We start from the raw sequence: 17,433 nt of genomic DNA, 5'->3' as shown, positions 1-17,433 counted from the left end.
TTATAACGCAAGTAACTTATAAAGGTTCGGTTTGCGCTTCAACCACCGCTAACGCCACCATATTCACGATCCGACGCACTGAAGCAATTGGCGTCAAGATATGCACCGGTTTCGCCACCCCCATCAGCACTGGCCCAACCGTTACTCCTTCCGATGATGTCACCCGCAGCAGGTTGTAACTGATACGTGCCGCTTCCATATTCGGCATAATCAACACGTTGGCAGCACCTTTCAATGGGCTGTCTGGCATCAGGTTATGGCGAATACTTTCCACCAGCGCGGCATCACCATGCATCTCACCGTCAATTTCCAGCTCTGGTGCCATCTGATTAACCAATTCCAACGTGCGGCGCATTTTACGCGCGGCTGGGCAGTCTGAGGTGCCAAAGCTGGAGTGAGATAACAGTGCCACTTTCGGTTCAATCCCGAAGCGACGCACAGTTTCAGCGGCCATTAAGGTAATCTCAGCCAACTGCTCTGGTGTCGGATCATCATTGACATAAGTATCCGCAATAAAAGTGTTACCGGTAGGTAGCAACAGTGCATTCATCGCACCCGCCACATGAGCACCTTCACGGAAACCGAATACTTTCTCTACCACATCGTAATGTTCATGATAGGTACCGATAGTGCCACAAATCATTGCATCAGCTTCACCACGATGCACCATGATCGAACCAATCAGTGTGGGATTACCAATCACTGCACGACGGGCTTGCTCTTGCGAGACGCCACGACGTTTCATGATTTGATAATACTCTTGCCAGTACTCGTTAAAACGCGAATCGGATTCATTGTTAACCACCTCAAAGTCTTTACCTGCTGTAATTTGCAGGCCCAACTTCTTCAGTCGGGTCTCAATCACACTCGGGCGGCCAATCAGAATAGGATAAGCCAGTTCCTGCGAGATCAACTCCTGAGTAGCATGCAGCACCCGCTCTTCTTCCCCTTCCGCCAATACCACCCGTTTCATCTCTTTCTTCGCCTGCGAGAAAATAGGTTTCATAAACAGGTTAGTTTTGTAGACAAACTCAGACAGCTTTTCGATGTAAGCACTAAAATCAGCAATTGGCCGGGTTGCCACACCAGAGTCCATCGCCGCTTTGGCCACTGCCGGTGCAATTTTTACAATCAGACGCGGGTCGAATGGTTTAGGAATTATGTACTCAGGGCCAAAGGAGAGGTCTTGCTCACCGTAAGCGGATGCCACCACATCACTCTGCTCAGCCAGCGCCAGGTCCGCAATGGCATGCACACAAGCCAGTTTCATCTCTTCATTAATGGTGGTGGCACCGACATCCAGCGCGCCACGGAAGATGAACGGGAAGCACAGTACGTTGTTAACCTGATTGGGATAATCCGAGCGGCCAGTGCAAATAATCGCATCAGGGCGCACCGCTTTCGCCAACGGCGGCAGGATCTCTGGTTCCGGGTTCGCCAGTGCCAAAATCAATGGGTTCGGTGCCATGGTTTTCACCATGTCCTGAGTTAAAACCCCCGGGCCAGAACAGCCGAGGAAGATGTCCGCACCTGGCATCGCATCACCCAGCGTGCGTTGACCGTTATCTTCAATCGCATACGCCGCTTTGGTTTGTGCCATATTGGCTTCACGGCCTTTATAAATCACACCTTTGGAATCGCATGCAGTGATATTGTGATGTTTTAATCCCAGCGCCACCAGCAGGTTTAAACAGGCAATCGATGCCGCCCCTGCCCCTGATACCACCAGTTTCACATCGCTGATGTCTTTCTTCACCACCCGCAGGCCATTGAGTACCGCAGCGGTGCAGATAATCGCCGTGCCATGCTGATCATCGTGGAATACCGGGATCTTCATGCGTTCACGCAATTTTTGCTCAATATAGAAACATTCCGGTGCTTTGATATCTTCCAGATTAATGCCACCGAATGTCGGTTCCAGCGACGCGATAATATCAATCAATTTGTCTGGATCGAGTTCATCCACTTCAATATCAAATACATCAATACCTGAAAATTTCTTAAACAGAACGCCCTTACCTTCCATTACCGGTTTACCGGCCAATGCGCCAATATTGCCCAGTCCCAGCACCGCAGTACCATTGGAAATCACAGCAACCAGATTGCCGCGCGCCGTGTATTTGTAAGCAGCCAAAGGATCAGCAGCAATTTCTAAACACGGAGCCGCCACACCGGGCGAGTAAGCCAGCGCCAAATCCCGTTGGGTTGCTAGCGGTTTGGTTGGCGACACCTGAATTTTCCCTGGGGTTGGATATTGGTGAAAATCAAGCGCACTCTGTTTCAACTGTTCGTCCATTGTAGGTTCCCTTTGATTTTATTCTTCGAGGTTATACCCAATAAACTTGAAATTGCAGGCAGGCAGCAAGTGAACCAATCCCGATAAGCGCACGATGATAAGTGATTCGGGTGAGTGAACGTAGCTAACACCACGGTGGTTTCAAGGTCGAAGGGTATATATGACCAATAACAGAACCAGTATAGTGAGTGATTTATCACAATCTATGAAGCAGGCCATACTCTGCATAACATTTTTGCTTCAATTGAAGAATTTACTTATCAATCAGAGAGGATGGTCAACAATCGGGGGAGTGAATGCCGCTAACATCACGGCAATATCGGTAAGAAAGGTATTTATTTGAACCAATTATGAATTTGGGCGTATTGCAATAACATAATCGTCTTACCATCTTTAATGCGGCCATCAGCAATCATGGCAATGGCTTCGCTAAACGGCAGTTCAACCACGTCGATCACCTCGTCTTCCACGCCGACATCATCAGTAATTTTCTGATCTGGATGATATTCCGCCGCAAAGAAATAGATAATTTCAGTCACGCCCCCCGGCGACATATAAGCTTCAAACAGCTTCTGCACTTTATCAACCTGATAACCCGTCTCTTCCATCGCTTCACGGCGGATACACTCTTCCGGTGAGTCGTTATCCAGCAAACCGGCACAGGCTTCCAGCAACATGCCACCAGGATTGCCATTCACATAGGTTGGCATGCGGAATTGTTCAATCAGTACCACGGTACCCTTCTGGCGGTTATACAGCAGAATGGTTGCGCCGTTACCCCGGTCATACACTTCACGAATCTGTTGTACCGGAGTCCCGTTATCAGTTATTAAATCAAAGGTGTATTTGTGTAGTTTGAACCAGTTTTTGGATAATAATTCACTCTGAATATTTTCAATTTTGACTGACATAAACCCTTCTCTACTCCGAACAACATCATAAAATTTTATTTACTTAGCTAACGCTAGTGCCTGCTTTTTTGCAATAGGAACCCGCATAATAAAAAATGCCCTGTCGACACGACGTCCACAGGGCATCTCAAGGTCACTCAACAGCTAACACTGCGGCAACGCCAAGGAGAAAGGCGATGTTAGAAGCCGGTAGGAATATCCTTCATATCCGGTAACTTATGGGCTATCCCTTTGTGGCAGTCGATACAGGTTTTCCCTTCGGTTATCGCCTTACTGTGCATTTTCGCCGCGACCGTTTTTTGTGCGGTGAAGTCCATATTGTCGAAATTATGGCAGTTACGGCACTCTTGCGAGCCATTGGCTTTCATTCGCGCCCACTCATTTTCGGCCATGGTTAGGCGGTGAGCCTCAAACTTTTGCGGGGTATCAATCAGGCCGAAAGCCTTGGCATACAGCTCTTTACTCGCCTTGATTTTACGCAGCATCTTTGGCCCCCACTCATGGGGAACGTGACAATCCGGGCAGGTCGCCTTCACACCACTGCGGTTGCTGTAGTGGATGGTCCCCATATATTCCTGATAAACGTTATCTTTCATCTCATGGCAGCTAATACAGAATTTCTCGGTATTCGCCATCTCCATGCCGGTGTTAAATCCCCCCCAGAAAATGATGCCACTGACAAAGCCAATCAGCAGTAAAGTCCCGAGCGCCAGCCGGCTTGGCCTGCGCCACCACTGCCATATACGTCTGATAACACCGGGCTTTTTAGTTTCGCTCATAACTTATCTCGCTTATCGCTCATTTCGGTTATTGGCCAAAGCCAGGGGCTGGCTGGAAGCTGTTACCGACAATCGGTGCGGCATCGGTTTGTGGCACATGGCATTGCAGGCAGAAATAGCGACGTGGTGAGACTTCACTCGATACTTTGCCATCACGGTCAATAAAGTGGGTTGGGCTGACACGCGGTGCTCCAGTGGTGCGATAGTGCTCCACACCGTGGCATTGCAGGCAACGATTGGTATTTTTACTGATTTGATAGCCATCCACGCTATGCGGGATTAGCGGGGGTTGGTTAACATAGTTCAGTGCCATGCGCTGTTGCTGTTTCGGCATTTTCACTTTGCCTTCAGCCGTGCCAGACACTTCTGGTGATTGAGTCAAGTCCATTTCGACATTGCTGGCAGCAGTGGCTGCACCGGCGATCACCAACACCGCCAGCAGCGATATAACTGACAAAAACCGGCGGTTGAATGATTTAAAAATCGTGTTATTCATTATTTTCTCCTGAGTACACCGTCTTTATCCTGAGCATCCCTGGATGAGGGTTATAACTGGCTGCTCATGCCTGCCCCGCAGGGCAGGCAATCTCAATTACGCCACTACCCGTGCCAACTTCACTGCACATTTTTTGAAGTCAGTTTCTTTGGATAACGGATCGGTGGCATCCAGCGTCAGGTTATTGACCAACTGCGCGGCATCGAAGAACGGCATATACACCAGTCCTTGTGGTGGGCGGTTACGACCACGGGTTTCTACCAATGAGGTCACTTCGCCACGGCGTGAAATTACTTTCACTTTGTCACCACGCCGCAAATCACGGGCTTTGGCATCCAGTGGGTGAATGAATAGCACCGCTTCAGGGAAAGCACGGTGTAACTCAGGAACGCGACGGGTCATGGAACCGGTATGCCAATGCTCCAGCACACGGCCGGTAGAGAGCCACAGGTCATATTCCTGATCCGGGCTTTCAGCCGCAGGCTCGTAGGGTAGCGCAAAAATTACCGCCTTACCGTCAGGCTTACCGTAGAAACGCACCTCTTCGCCTTTCGGCACGAAGGGATCGAACCCCTCACGGTAACGCCAGAGGGTTTCTTTACCATTCACCACCGGCCAGCGCAGACCGCGCTCTTGGTGATAACGGTCAAACGGTGCTAAGTCATGGCCGTGTCCGCGACCAAAATCGGCATACTCTTCAAACAGCCCTTTCTGAATGTAGAAGCCGAAATCGCGTGCTTCGTCGTTCAGTTGATCGGCGGGGATTTCACTCAGTGGATATTTGCTGACCACATCGTTGGCAAACAGCACGTCATACAGCGTCTTACCGCGATACTCCGGTTTTTTATCGACCAACTCAGCAGGCCAAACCTCTTCAACTTTGAAGCGTTTGGCGAATTCGACAATCTGCCATAAGTCAGATTTCGCCTCGCCTGGTGCAGGGACTTGCTGACGCCAGAATTGGGTGCGTCGCTCTGCATTGCCATAAGCACCCTCTTTTTCCACCCACATCGCAGTCGGTAAAATAAGATCAGCAGCCAGTGCACTGATAGTGGGATAAGGGTCAGAAACCACAATAAAGTTGCGCGGATCACGCCAACCCGGCATGCGCTCTTCATTGATATTCGGACCCGCTTGCATGTTGTTATTACACATCACCCAGTAAGCATTAAGGGTGCCGTCTTTTAGCGCGCGATCTTGCGCCACCGCATGCAGCCCCACCTTCTCAGGGATAGTGCCGGCAGGCAGTTGCCACTTGGTTTCAGCAATCTGGCGATGTTTTTCGTTGGTCACCACCATATCTGCCGGTAGACGATGGGAGAAGGTCCCCACTTCACGGGCTGTGCCACAAGCAGAAGGCTGGCCGGTCAGAGAGAATGGGCCAGACCCCGGTTTAGAGATTTTGCCGGTTAACAGGTGCAGGTTGTAGCACATGTTGTTGGCCCAAACCCCGCGGGTGTGTTGGTTAAAACCCATGGTCCAGTAGGAGACTAATTTTACTTTCGGATCAGCATACAACTGCGCCAATGACACCAGTTGATCCTCCGGCACGCCGCTCATTTTAGCGGTTTTCTCTAGGGTATATTGCGCGACAAAGGCTTTGAAATCATCAAAACTCATCGGCTCGGAGGCATCACTACCCGGATTCTTGGCGGCTTTTTCCAACGGATGGGTTGGGCGCAGACCATAACCGATATCGGTGGCACCACGGCGGAAATTCACATGGCGGTCGAGGAAACCCTGATCAACAGCATTATTCTGGATAATGTAATTGGCGATGTAATTCATGATGGCCAGATCGGTCTGTGGCGTGAAGACGATCGGGTTATCTGCCAGCTCAAAACTACGGTGCTCAAAGGTAGAAAGGACGGCGATCCTGACATTGTCATCGGTCAGGCGGCGGCTGGTCATGCGCGACCACAAAATCGGGTGCATTTCTGCCATATTGGATCCCCAGAGCACGAATGCATCTGCTTCTTCAATATCATCGAAGCAACCCATAGGTTCATCCATACCAAAGGTACGCATAAAACCCACCACCGAAGAGGCCATACAATGACGAGCATTCGGGTCCAGATTGTTGGAGCGGAAGCCTGCTTTCAGCAACTTGGAAGCCGCATAGCCCTCCCATACCGTCCATTGGCCAGAGCCGAACATACCCACCGAGGTTGGGCCTTTTTCTTTTAGCGCGTTTTTGAATTTCAGCTCCATGATATCAAAGGCTTTCTCCCAACTTATCGGGGTAAAATCACCTTCTTTATCATACTGACCGTCTTTCATGCGCAGCAGCGGTTGAGTCAGTCGGTCTTTGCCATACAGGATTTTCGGCAGGAAATAGCCTTTGACGCAGTTTAGTCCACGGTTAACCGGAGAGTCGGGATCCCCTTGCGACGCCACGATACGGCCATTTTGTGTTCCGACCAATACACCGCAGCCAGTGCCACAGAATCGGCAAGGTGCTTTGTCCCATTTTATTGCATTTGTTGTTTCACCCACCACGGCTTTAGCGACAGTAGGTATGGTCAATCCGGCGGCTGCGGCTGCGGCTACCGCAGCATTGGCCTTCATAAAATCCCGGCGGCTGAGTTTCATGGCATTTCCTCACCTTGGCTTTCCTGCTGGTGATAAACCAGCGATACAGCCAGCACACCATCCAGATTACGTGCTGACTCAATATGATTCAGGAGCACGTCTGAGCGCGCCGCCTGCATAACCACCACCAACTTGCCCAGAGTGGCATCACTGGTGGGTATTTCTGTTCCCGGGATAGCCAACAGGTCGTCGATCAGTTGTGCAATTCGCGCCGGTTTGGCTTGCAGCACCAATCCACAGACATGCCATTCTTTATCGTCCATCTTCACTCCGGGTAAGGGTTACTGCCTGAACCGGACAACTGGGCACACAGGCACCACATCCGTTACAAGCAGGAAGGTCTAATTCGGGCTGAGCAATGCCGTTTACGCGCGGACGAAATCGAATTGCCCTACTCTCACAGCTATCCTGACAGCTACGGCATTCAATATTGTGGAAAGGTAAACAGCGCTCTGAAATGTTGATTTTAAGTCGCCAGGGCGTCAGAGCTGTTGCGGTAAAAACACCGGCCTCACACACCTGTGCACAGGCCTGACAAAAACTACATTCAGCACGTTGGAAATCTATTTCGGGGAATCTGCCACTGCCAACCACCAATACGCCGGTTTCACAGGCAGTCACACAGGCATGACAGCGGGTACAGCCAGCAATAAAATCGGCTTCCATCACCGACCAGGGGGGCCTATGCACTGAAAGTTCTCGTTTATCTGCTTGCCAAAGGCCAGTCAGCAATTTACGCCGTGATAAATCAGTCATACTGATATCCTTAACATCTACTGGCGCGCCCGCATGTGCGATAGAAAGAGTTCATTCAAAGCCCGGAGGTTTACATTGGCTAGTGATAATAATTCTTATTTTTATTAAAAGATTTCCCCAGTGTTTAGGTATTAGATACAGAATAATGAGTAATAAAATAATTACTCTTTAGGGTTAATCGGTGGTAGATATTGAGCAAGATCAATTAATTTAGTGGTTATTTACGCAGTTTGTCACTGTTAAATCTATTTGCGTTATTACCTTTTTTATATAACGATTTGTTTAATGAGAATAGCTATCAAACAAGATGATACTTTGGTAATTATTTCTTCAGGTAAACTGTTGCGGTTAAATGAATTTGGCCTCAGTTTTGAGGTACACTTAGATCGCAGTTTTACTAACAATAATGGATAACGTAGCCTGCTAAATTGGCTATCAAAAATAATCTGTATTCAACAGCCAAAATATTTAACGTCTATACCCAATAGATTACAAAGTGCAGGAAGGCGGTCAGGAACAGATGTGCTCACCGCTCACAGGGGCCGAGTAACATCAACCGTCAATCCCCCCATGCAATTTGCAAGATAATGGGCATATATCGGTTACAGGGACATTACTTATATGACCAAAAGTCACACCATTATGATCGTTGATGACCATCCCCTTATGCGCCGTGGTATTCGGCAATTACTTGAGATGGACCACAGTTTTGATGTCGTTGCCGAAGCTAACTGCGGCAGTGAGGCTATTACCGCAGCGGCCAAATGTCAGCCGGATGTCATTCTGCTCGACCTGAATATGAAAGGGATGTCTGGGCTAGATACCCTAAAAGCATTACGACATGACGGGATTGATGCGCGAATTATCGTGCTGACAGTTTCTGATGCGCGCAGCGATGTATATGCCATGATTGATGCCGGTGCTGATGGTTATCTGCTCAAAGATAGCGAACCGGAAGTATTACTGGAAAATATCCGTCAGGCAGCGCGTGGCGAGAGTGTATTCAGCAATGAAGTTGCACAGTACTTATCCTCCCGCCATGAAGAGATTAATCCTTTCTCCGAGTTAACCGAGCGTGAATTAGATGTGCTGCAAGAAGTGGCGCGCGGTATGTCCAATAAGCAAGTCGCATTTGAATTACACATTTCAGAAGAAACCGTAAAAGTACATATTCGTAATTTATTGCGTAAGTTAAATGTGCGTTCGCGAGTGGCAGCAACCATTTTGTTTTTGGAAAATAAAAAGTACTAACCACCACCCAATTATTTAATAGCCACCAAACTATTCGCTGGCTGTCAGGCTACTCAATGGCCGCTAAAATAAAATCATGGTTATCGTATATCCATTTTTTGTTCAGTGGCCCCCAACTATCTAACTGGTAATAACCCGCGTTATTGCGCACGCCATGCTGCACAAAAGTCAGAGTGATACCCAAACCGGGTAGCGCCTTCAAGACATCTTGCAAAGTGCGCCGTGGCCAGCCGGTCAATTCCATCAAGCGCGGTACATTAAGCGAGTCACCACTGCTGATTAACCAGCAGAGATAGAGACGGCGGGCAAACACTGGATTTAGCTCCATAAAAATTCCTATTTTGAGTGACTGCTATTCCCTGCTTATTTAACATTGCAACCTGGCTGCCACGCTAAATTCTTGGGATATAATCAGTTTACCTGATGCCAGAAAAAACACCTGTTTATCATTATTTTCTACATTGAGATGGATTAACTCAGTTTTATCGAGGTTTTTTACAGGTTCTCCATATTTTCTTCACGTTTCCACCCGCATTCCCGCGTAAAGTGCACAGTAGATTCTGCTGGATATGATTTTTTATTTATAGAGGCTGGCACTGCATGGCTAATTTTTTCATCGACCGCCCGATCTTTGCTTGGGTATTGGCGATAATTTTGTGTCTTACCGGGGCTTTAGCAATCTCAACGCTGCCGGTTGAGCAATACCCGAATCTGGCACCACCTAATGTCCGCATTAGTGCCTCATATCCAGGAGCCTCGGCACAAACACTGGAAAATACCGTCACGCAGGTTATCGAGCAAAGCATGACCGGCCTTGATAAACTGCTGTATATGTCATCGCAAAGCAGCAACTCTGGCAGCGCATCAATAACCCTGACATTCCAAGCGGGTACTGATCCTAACGAAGCGATGCAGCAGGTACAGAATCAGTTGCAGTCTGCCATTAAAAAACTGCCACAAGACGTACAACAGCAAGGGGTTTCAGTTTCAAAATCCGGTGATAACACCTTGATGATGGTGGCCTTTGTCTCCACCGATGGCAGTATGGATAAACAAGATATTGCCGACTATGTCGCCAGTAATCTACAAGACCCACTTAGCCGTATCGAAGGGGTCGGCAGCATTGATGCCTTCGGTTCCCAATATGCTATGCGTATCTGGCTCGACCCCAATAAACTCAATAATTATCAACTGACCACCCAAGATATTGTCAGCGCTATCCAATCGCAAAATAGTCAGATTGCGGTGGGCCAATTAGGTGGAACCCCTGCCGTCGATAATCAGGCATTAAATGCCACCATTAATGCTCAATCTCAATTACAGACACCAGAGCAATTTAGGGAGATCACGCTGCGGGTCAACCAGGACGGGTCGCTGGTCACATTGGGTGATGTGGCTAAAATTGAGATGGGTGCTGAAAGATATGATTATCTGAGTCGCTTTAATGGCCAGGCTGCATCAGGGATGAGTATCAAGCTCGCCTCCGGTGCCAATGAATTGCAAACCGATGAGTTGGTTAAGGCCCGGATAGCAGAACTGGCCCCGTTTTTCCCGCACGGTCTTGAAGCCAAAATCGCTTATGAAACCACACCGTTCGTTAAAGCCTCAATCAAGGATGTGGTAAAAACATTGTTGGAAGCCATTTTGTTGGTTTTCCTGGTGATGTATCTCTTTTTGCAGAATTTCCGCGCCACCCTTATCCCAACAATTGCCGTCCCAGTGGTGCTATTGGGCACGTTCGCAGTACTGTCGGCGTTCGGATTCAGTATTAATACCCTAACCATGTTTGCCATTGTATTGGCGATCGGGCTGTTGGTTGACGATGCCATCGTGGTGGTGGAAAACGTCGAACGAGTGATGAGCGAAGAAGGACTAGGGCCGCGCGAAGCCACTCGTAAGTCTATGGGGCAAATTCAGGGCGCATTGGTGGGTATTGCGCTGGTGCTGTCTGCCGTGTTTATCCCGATGGCATTCTTCGGTGGCACCACCGGGGCCATCTACCGCCAATTCTCCATTACCATCGTTTCTGCCATGGTGCTTTCGGTGCTGGTCGCCTTGATTCTAACCCCAGCACTTTGCGCCACCATGCTCAAACCCATTCAGCAGGGCCATCATCACGCCAAGCGTGGCTTTTTCGGTTGGTTTAACCGTATGTTCGATAGTAACACTCGCCGTTACGAGAAAGGTGTGGCTCAGGTGTTACATCATAGTCTGCGCTATATGTTGCTCTATTTTCTGCTGTTGGGCGGGCTGGCGCTGTTGTTCATCAAGTTACCGACGTCGTTCTTACCATTGGAAGACCGTGGTGTGTTTATGGCCCAAGTCCAGCTCCCGGTGGGTTCAACCCAACAACAGACACTGAAAGTGGTTGAAAAAGTAGAGAACTACTTCCTGACGGAAGAAAAGAATAATGTATTGTCGGTATTCTCAACGGTGGGGTCCGGCCCAGGTGGTAACGGCCAAAATGTGGCACGCCTCTTCATCCGGCTGTCTGATTGGGATCAGCGTAAAGAGAGTAATAACTCTTCTTTTGCCATTATTGAACGCGCCACCAAAGTATTTAATAAAATTGCCGAGGCCAGAGTGTCGGTCAGTAGCCCGCCAGCCATTTCAGGCTTGGGTGGCTCATCAGGTTTTGATATGGAATTACAAGATCACGGCGGTTTGGGCCATGACAAATTGATGGCTGCTCGCGATCAGTTATTACAGATGGCTGCTAAAGAGCCAGCCCTGACCCGGGTGCGACATAACGGATTGGACGATAGTCCGCAGTTGCAGATAGATATCGATCAACGCAAAGCACAAGCGTTGGGCGTAGCACTGGATGATATTAACAACACCCTGAAAACGGCCTGGGGTTCGACTTATGTTAACGACTTTGTTGATCGTGGGCGGGTGAAGAAAGTCTATGTGCAGTCTGAGGCCACCGCCCGTATGCTGCCGGAAGACGTTAACAAATGGTATGTCCGTAATAAAAGCGGCAGCATGGTGCCCTTCTCGGCGTTCTCTACTACCCGCTGGGAATATGGCTCACCACGATTGGAGCGCTATAACGGTTATTCTGCACTGGAAATTGTCGGTGAGGCGGCACCAGGTATCAGTACCGGTACTGCAATGGATGTAATGGAGAATCTGGTCAAACAGCTACCGAATGGTTTTGGTCTGGAGTGGACAGGTATGTCCTATCAGGAGCGGCTATCGGGTTCACAGGCCCCGGCCCTCTATGCCATCTCGTTACTGGTGGTGTTTTTGTGTTTGGCGGCATTGTATGAGAGCTGGTCAATACCGTTCTCTGTGATGTTGGTGGTGCCTCTCGGGGTTATAGGTGCGGTGGCGGCCACCTGGATGCGCGGGTTGGAGAATGACGTTTATTTCCAGGTCGGGTTGCTGACCATTATTGGCTTATCGGCCAAAAACGCCATTTTAATCGTCGAGTTTGCCAGCGAATTAAACAATAAAGGTAAAGATTTAGTCGAAGCCACTCTTGAGGCTTCCCGCCAGCGGTTGCGGCCTATTTTGATGACCTCGCTGGCATTTATCTTTGGTGTGTTACCCATGGCTATCAGCCAGGGTGCAGGCTCAGGTAGCCAACATGCCGTAGGTACTGGTGTGATGGGGGGGATGATTTCAGCTACCGTGCTGGCGATTTTCTTTGTACCGCTGTTCTTTGTTCTGGTGCGTCGTCGCTTCCCAGGCAGGCCACCGCGCGCGAAAGAGTAACGAGAGCCGCTAACCCCCAAGGATGGGCCGGGTAACTAGAGCCGCCAACACACCTACGGTTTGAAAGATGACTCCTGATTATGCCCAATAGATTTCAAGCTGTAGGCAGACGGCAAGCAAGAGACAAATGGGTTGTAAACCATTTTGAACAGCGCTTGCGCTGGCCCGTAGGGTGAGCCTCAATAAGGCTCATAATCCCGATGAGCTGACATCAAGTCAGTGATTCGGGTGAACGAGAGCCGCCAACACACCTACGGTTTGCAAGATGACGGGCATAAAAAAGGCAGAGCCAATATGGTCTCTGCCTTTCTGGCGAGCGATTTTTCGCCCCTGGGTGTGTAATAAGTCAATCGTTAAAACAACAAAAAGATAGTTACTCTTACTGCCGGTTTATTCGCTTATGCCTTACGCAGCATAGCATCGATAAACTCTTTCCACGTGCTTAACTCAAATTCAACCATAACATCCTCTCTAATTATCGCGGCCAATTATACGCCTATTTTTTGAACAGTCAAAATCGAAAGTAAGCTACCTAACGGTTGAAATGAGATCTGTCGCAGAGATCTTGAATTTTGCCCTGTCACTGAGTTTCCTCAGCCAGCATTACATCACTTGCCTGTTTTATCATTCGAGAGTAGCGTGCTCAGATATATAGGGGTAAACGCCGTTTTTGACAAAACCCGTTATTGGCAAAATACAGAGCACAACCATGAAACACTCCATCGACTCATTAAAAGAGCTGGGCCGTTATGATGATGCGGTGGCAATGGCGCTGGACTTACTGCGTCGTTCACCAGATAACGCCAGTCTGCTGTATAAGATTGCCTCACTGTATGATGTGCAGGGGTTGGAGTTGCAGGCAATCCCATTCTATCGGGCCGCTATTGAGCACAATCTGGTAGGTAAAGAGTTGCAGGAGGCTTATCTGGGGCTGGGCAGCACTTATCGCGCTCTGGGGCTATATCAAGAGTCACTGGATACATTTGACCGCGCGTTAGCCCATTTCCCACAAGCGAAAGAGATTACCTTATTCCGTGCCATGACACTGTATAACCTCGGTGAAACCAAAGAGGCAGTCGCTACGTTATTGATATTGCTGGCTGAAACCTCAAGCCATCAGGACATCAGCCTCTACCAAAAAGCGATTCGCCAATATGCCGCTAACCTTGACCGTATCGGCTAAATCAACAGGTCAGTTCTGATTACCGCCGCGCTCAACAACGCATAGCCGTCTGGATTCAAATCACATTTTCCCGCATTATGGGCAAATTGCTCCCCTTGAGCCGGGCAGTCGTCTATACGGCTGACCTGATTTGCCATTCTAGCCGAGGTATTATTTTCCCATGTCAGATAGCCTAGCCACTCCATCATTGCGCCTTTATGGCATTAAAAATTGCGATACCATAAAAAAGGCCCGCCGCTGGCTGGAAGAGCAAGGTATTGCCTATCAGTTTCACGATTATCGTGCAGACGGATTGAGTGACGAACGCCTGCAAGGTTTTATCGATCAACTGGGTTGGGAACCATTGCTCAATACGCGCGGTACCACCTGGCGTAAATTGCCACAAGCCCAACGTGATGCAATAACCGATGCTCTGGCCGCCAAAGCGCTGATGCTAGAACAGCCAGCCATAATTAAACGCCCGCTACTGGAAGCCACCAATGGCGAAATGCTGCTGGGCTTCAAAATTGAAAGTTATCAACTCTTTATTAAGAAACATAATATTAAACAACACGTTATCGAGGTGCAATAACATGATCTGTCCGGTAATCGAACTGGCCCAACAATTAATTAGACGCCCGTCGCTCAGCCCTTCTGATGCGGGCTGCCAGGCGATCATGATTAAGCGCTTAGAGGCTATCGGTTTTACGGTAGAACCTATGAATTTTGGCGATACCCTTAACTTCTGGGCCTGGCGCGGCGAAGGTGAAACCTTGGCATTTGCCGGTCATACCGATGTGGTCCCCACCGGTGATGAAAGCCATTGGAGCAGCCCACCGTTTGAGCCGACCATTCGTGATGGCATGCTGTATGGCCGTGGTGCCGCCGATATGAAAGGTTCACTGGCTGCAATGGTGGTCGCCGCCGAACGTTTTGTCGCGGCTCATCCAGAGCATAAAGGCCGGTTGGCATTTATGATTACCTCCGATGAAGAAGCCAAGGCCATTAACGGTACGGTCAAAGTCGTGAATGCGTTGATGGCGCGTAACGAGCGGCTGGATTACTGTCTGGTTGGCGAACCCTCCAGTACTGACCGAGTCGGCGATGTGGTGAAAAATGGCCGCCGGGGTTCTATTACTGCCAACTTGCGTATCCATGGAATTCAAGGACACGTGGCCTATCCTCATTTAGCGGATAATCCGGTTCACCGGGCAATACCAGCGCTGAATGAGCTGGTTGCTACACAATGGGATGAAGGCAATGAGTTCTTCCCTGCTACCAGTATGCAGATCGCCAATTTGCATGCCGGAACTGGCAGCAATAATGTAATTCCCGGTGAGTTCTATGTGCAGTTCAACTTCCGTTTCAGTACAGAACTGACTGACAGCATGATTAAGCAGCGAGTAGAGGCGCTGTTGGAACGCCATCAACTAAATTACACCCTCGAGTGGGTGTTGTCTGGTCAACCCTTCCTTACCGCAAGGGGTGCGCTGGTCGATGCAGTAATTAATGCTGTTGAGCACTACACTGAAATCACGCCGCAACTGTTAACCACCGGGGGCACCTCTGATGGCCGTTTTATCGCGTTAATGGGCGCTCAAGTGGTGGAGTTAGGGCCGGTTAATGCCACTATCCATAAAGTGAATGAATGTGTTCACGCCGCTGACTTGCAGCTACTGAGCCGGATGTATCAGCGAATTATGGAGCAGCTCATCGCATGACAGCTAATACATTAACACCAGAGATGCTTACCGGCCGTTCAACCGATCATCTGACGGTGTTAAGCGGCAACCATCGCCTGCAACCACAAGCTGTTGCGGCCTTTCAGGCTATGCAACAAGCCGCTAAACGAGCGGGGTTTGATTTACAACCTGCCAGCACTTTTCGCGATTTTGACCGCCAATTAGCGATCTGGAATGGTAAATTTCGCGGTGAGCGACCAGTATTAGATAAAGACAGCCAGCCGATAGAGATTTGCCAACTTGATGCTCAGGCTCGTTGTGAGGCTATTTTACGCTGGTCTGCCCTCCCGGGAGCCAGCCGCCATCACTGGGGCAGTGATCTGGATATTTACGATCCCTCCCTGTTGCCCGCAGAGACCAAATTACAGCTGGAGCCATGGGAATACCAAGCGAGTGGCTATTTTTATCCGTTGACCCAGTGGCTGGATGTTCATATGGCTGAATTTGGTTTTTACCGGCCATTTAGCGAGGACAACGGCGGTATTGCAGCAGAACCTTGGCACCTAAGTTATCGCCCGTTAGCTGCGGCGGCGGAACATTTACTGACACCCAACATTCTACTAGAAGCTTGGCAATCACAGGATGTGGCAGGCAGTGAGTGGCTGACAAGCCATTTACCCATGATTTTTTCGCGATTTATTCATACCCTATAGATTTCAAGATGCAGGAAGTCGGCAAGCGAGAATAAGGTTGATTAATCCCGACGTTCTTACGCAGTCAGATGATTCAGGTTCTTGAGTGCAGCCACACTGGCAGTTTGAAAGATGACAGGTATATCAACGGAAGGAACTTAACCATGCACTGGTTAGCAGATTATTGGTGGATCATACTTATCCTGCTTGCAGGTATTATCTTAAACGGTATCAAAGAGTTACGCCGTCTTGATCATAAAAGCTTTTTAAAAAACAAACCAGAATTACCGCCTCATCGCGATAACAATGCGCAATGGGACGACGATGACGACTGGCCGGATAAGAACAAGAAAAAATAAGTGAAGCTCGAGTCACATCAAACGAAGGGGTCAGCCCCTTCGTCAAGGTGAATTACCTCGCAACAATGTCGCCACGCAAATGGTCGTCACGTAAATGGTCGATAGCCAGTTTGAGCATCGGTTGATTAATACCATGCCCGGTATTGGCATCCAGACTCAGTGTTACGCGGCTGCCCAAAGCCATTAAGCTACTGGTTGCAGCCTTGGCATGTTCCACACGAATCACCCCATCCTGCTCACCATGAATAAAATGGATCACCACGTCAGCGATGGGTTGCTGTGGTAATGTTGCAAAACGGCCACTAAACGCCATAACTTGCCCGGCTAACTGCGGCTGAGCTTTCACCCCCTCCAATGACATAATCGTGCCCTGCGAAAAACCGACCAGGGTGGTCTGCTGTGCCCCAAGGCCACTCTTCTGTTGCCAATAACGTATAATATCAATGAATTGCGACATCACTGCATCAACTCGCTCCTGACGATTATCTTCAGTAACACCTTGCACTGAGAACCACTGACGCCCACTCCCCATGTTGCTGGCGAATATACCATCAACACTGACGACCAGCGCCTGAGGAAAGGCTTGTGCAAAATGGCTACCGACCGGTGCCATTCCAGCGGCGCTATCACCAACACCATGAAACAATAGTATTAATTGCTCTGGCGTTGCGGGTTGCTGCACTACGATAGAAGTCTGATTCATCAAGTGGCCTTTAATCATTAAATGACAATAACGT

Annotated in this window: 16 protein-coding genes; 7 read left to right on the top strand and 9 right to left on the bottom strand. The window is 49.1% G+C overall.

The genetic code is table 11. The features are described from left to right. Positions 1-16 precede the first annotated feature (16 nt). From maeB to napF, 7 genes are all read right to left on the bottom strand, one after another. Complete coding sequence (gene maeB / locus V1956_RS08580; RefSeq protein ID WP_083163356.1) at positions 17-2,296, bottom strand: NADP-dependent oxaloacetate-decarboxylating malate dehydrogenase; 2,280 nt, start codon at positions 2,294-2,296, stop codon at positions 17-19. A 335-nt stretch (positions 2,297-2,631) separates the two neighbouring features. After that, positions 2,632-3,207 (bottom strand): GDP-mannose pyrophosphatase NudK, encoded by a 576-nt coding sequence (gene nudK / locus V1956_RS08575; RefSeq protein ID WP_372559612.1) that lies wholly within the window; start codon positions 3,205-3,207, stop codon positions 2,632-2,634. A 179-nt stretch (positions 3,208-3,386) separates the two neighbouring features. Beyond that, positions 3,387-3,986 carry a cytochrome c-type protein NapC gene (napC, locus tag V1956_RS08570; protein ID WP_372559613.1) on the bottom strand — a complete coding sequence of 200 codons (600 nt, stop codon included), beginning with the start codon at positions 3,984-3,986 and terminating at the stop codon, positions 3,387-3,389. A gap of 28 nt (positions 3,987-4,014) precedes the next feature. Continuing rightward, a complete protein-coding gene (gene napB, locus V1956_RS08565; RefSeq protein WP_372559614.1) occupies positions 4,015-4,482 on the bottom strand; it encodes a nitrate reductase cytochrome c-type subunit in 468 nt (155 codons plus the stop codon). A gap of 96 nt (positions 4,483-4,578) precedes the next feature. Beyond that, a complete protein-coding gene (gene napA, locus V1956_RS08560; RefSeq protein WP_420074824.1) occupies positions 4,579-7,074 on the bottom strand; it encodes a nitrate reductase catalytic subunit NapA in 2,496 nt (831 codons plus the stop codon). Next, positions 7,071-7,337: a chaperone NapD gene (gene napD / locus V1956_RS08555; RefSeq protein ID WP_083163344.1), complete on the bottom strand. Its 267-nt coding sequence runs from the start codon at positions 7,335-7,337 to the stop codon at positions 7,071-7,073. The genes napA and napD overlap by 4 nt, the downstream gene beginning before the upstream one ends. After that, positions 7,327-7,830, bottom strand: coding sequence for a ferredoxin-type protein NapF (gene napF / locus V1956_RS08550; RefSeq protein WP_442825018.1), 504 nt, complete (start codon positions 7,828-7,830; stop codon positions 7,327-7,329). The genes napD and napF overlap by 11 nt, the downstream gene beginning before the upstream one ends. 621 nt (positions 7,831-8,451) lie before the next feature. On the opposite strand from napF, the gene narP reads away from it, so the two are divergent. Then, positions 8,452-9,081: a nitrate/nitrite response regulator protein NarP gene (narP, locus tag V1956_RS08545; protein ID WP_442825017.1), complete on the top strand. Its 630-nt coding sequence runs from the start codon at positions 8,452-8,454 to the stop codon at positions 9,079-9,081. A gap of 49 nt (positions 9,082-9,130) precedes the next feature. On the opposite strand, the gene V1956_RS08540 is transcribed toward narP, so the two are convergent. Further along, the gene (locus V1956_RS08540) at positions 9,131-9,409 is read right to left on the bottom strand and encodes a winged helix-turn-helix domain-containing protein (protein WP_372559618.1); all 279 of its coding nucleotides are present in this window, start codon (positions 9,407-9,409) and stop codon (positions 9,131-9,133) included. Between the two features lie 272 nt (positions 9,410-9,681). Between V1956_RS08540 and acrD the strand changes: the two genes are divergently transcribed. The 6 genes from acrD (at position 9,682) to V1956_RS08510 (ending at position 16,696) form a co-directional block, all read left to right on the top strand. Further along, positions 9,682-12,801, top strand: a complete 3,120-nt coding sequence (gene acrD / locus V1956_RS08535; RefSeq protein WP_372559619.1) for a multidrug efflux RND transporter permease AcrD — start codon at positions 9,682-9,684, stop codon at positions 12,799-12,801. A 709-nt stretch (positions 12,802-13,510) separates the two neighbouring features. Then, entirely contained in the window at positions 13,511-13,984 is a 474-nt protein-coding gene (locus tag V1956_RS08530) for a tetratricopeptide repeat protein (protein ID WP_372559620.1), read from the top strand. A gap of 160 nt (positions 13,985-14,144) precedes the next feature. Then, positions 14,145-14,555, top strand: coding sequence for an ArsC family reductase (locus V1956_RS08525; protein WP_420070846.1), 411 nt, complete (start codon positions 14,145-14,147; stop codon positions 14,553-14,555). A gap of 1 nt (position 14,556) precedes the next feature. Further along, positions 14,557-15,684: a succinyl-diaminopimelate desuccinylase gene (gene dapE / locus V1956_RS08520; RefSeq protein ID WP_372559622.1), complete on the top strand. Its 1,128-nt coding sequence runs from the start codon at positions 14,557-14,559 to the stop codon at positions 15,682-15,684. Further along, positions 15,681-16,358: a M15 family metallopeptidase gene (locus V1956_RS08515; RefSeq protein ID WP_083163318.1), complete on the top strand. Its 678-nt coding sequence runs from the start codon at positions 15,681-15,683 to the stop codon at positions 16,356-16,358. Before dapE ends, V1956_RS08515 begins: the two co-directional genes overlap by 4 nt. A 143-nt stretch (positions 16,359-16,501) precedes the next feature. Further along, on the top strand, positions 16,502-16,696 hold the full coding sequence (locus V1956_RS08510; protein ID WP_083163315.1) for a YpfN family protein: 195 nt from the start codon (positions 16,502-16,504) through the stop codon (positions 16,694-16,696). A 52-nt stretch (positions 16,697-16,748) separates the two neighbouring features. On the opposite strand, the gene ypfH is transcribed toward V1956_RS08510, so the two are convergent. Beyond that, positions 16,749-17,399 (bottom strand): esterase, encoded by a 651-nt coding sequence (gene ypfH / locus V1956_RS08505; protein WP_420074594.1) that lies wholly within the window; start codon positions 17,397-17,399, stop codon positions 16,749-16,751. Positions 17,400-17,433 lie beyond the last annotated feature (34 nt).

The organism is Yersinia sp. 2540 StPb PI, from assembly GCF_052217165.1.
Lineage (GTDB): Bacteria > Pseudomonadota > Gammaproteobacteria > Enterobacterales > Enterobacteriaceae > Yersinia > Yersinia enterocolitica_E.
The sequence above is the reverse complement of the archived record's forward strand: the minus strand, read 5'-3'. Positions and strand labels throughout refer to the sequence as shown.

Bases quoted from the DNA above. Each gene is read 5' to 3' on its own strand.
- maeB (WP_083163356.1), bottom strand. From the start codon at position 2,296: ATGGACGAACAGTTGAAACAGAGTGCGCTTGATTTTCACCAATATCCA.
- nudK (WP_372559612.1), bottom strand. From the start codon at position 3,207: ATGTCAGTCAAAATTGAAAATATTCAGAGTGAATTATTATCCAAAAAC.
- napC (WP_372559613.1), bottom strand. From the start codon at position 3,986: ATGAGCGAAACTAAAAAGCCCGGTGTTATCAGACGTATATGGCAGTGG.
- napB (WP_372559614.1), bottom strand. From the start codon at position 4,482: ATGAATAACACGATTTTTAAATCATTCAACCGCCGGTTTTTGTCAGTT.
- napA (WP_420074824.1), bottom strand. From the start codon at position 7,074: ATGAAACTCAGCCGCCGGGATTTTATGAAGGCCAATGCTGCGGTAGCC.
- napD (WP_083163344.1), bottom strand. From the start codon at position 7,337: ATGGACGATAAAGAATGGCATGTCTGTGGATTGGTGCTGCAAGCCAAA.
- napF (WP_442825018.1), bottom strand. From the start codon at position 7,830: ATGACTGATTTATCACGGCGTAAATTGCTGACTGGCCTTTGGCAAGCA.
- narP (WP_442825017.1), top strand. From the start codon at position 8,452: ATGACCAAAAGTCACACCATTATGATCGTTGATGACCATCCCCTTATG.
- V1956_RS08540 (WP_372559618.1), bottom strand. From the start codon at position 9,409: ATGGAGCTAAATCCAGTGTTTGCCCGCCGTCTCTATCTCTGCTGGTTA.
- acrD (WP_372559619.1), top strand. From the start codon at position 9,682: ATGGCTAATTTTTTCATCGACCGCCCGATCTTTGCTTGGGTATTGGCG.
- V1956_RS08530 (WP_372559620.1), top strand. From the start codon at position 13,511: ATGAAACACTCCATCGACTCATTAAAAGAGCTGGGCCGTTATGATGAT.
- V1956_RS08525 (WP_420070846.1), top strand. From the start codon at position 14,145: ATGTCAGATAGCCTAGCCACTCCATCATTGCGCCTTTATGGCATTAAA.
- dapE (WP_372559622.1), top strand. From the start codon at position 14,557: ATGATCTGTCCGGTAATCGAACTGGCCCAACAATTAATTAGACGCCCG.
- V1956_RS08515 (WP_083163318.1), top strand. From the start codon at position 15,681: ATGACAGCTAATACATTAACACCAGAGATGCTTACCGGCCGTTCAACC.
- V1956_RS08510 (WP_083163315.1), top strand. From the start codon at position 16,502: ATGCACTGGTTAGCAGATTATTGGTGGATCATACTTATCCTGCTTGCA.
- ypfH (WP_420074594.1), bottom strand. From the start codon at position 17,399: ATGAATCAGACTTCTATCGTAGTGCAGCAACCCGCAACGCCAGAGCAA.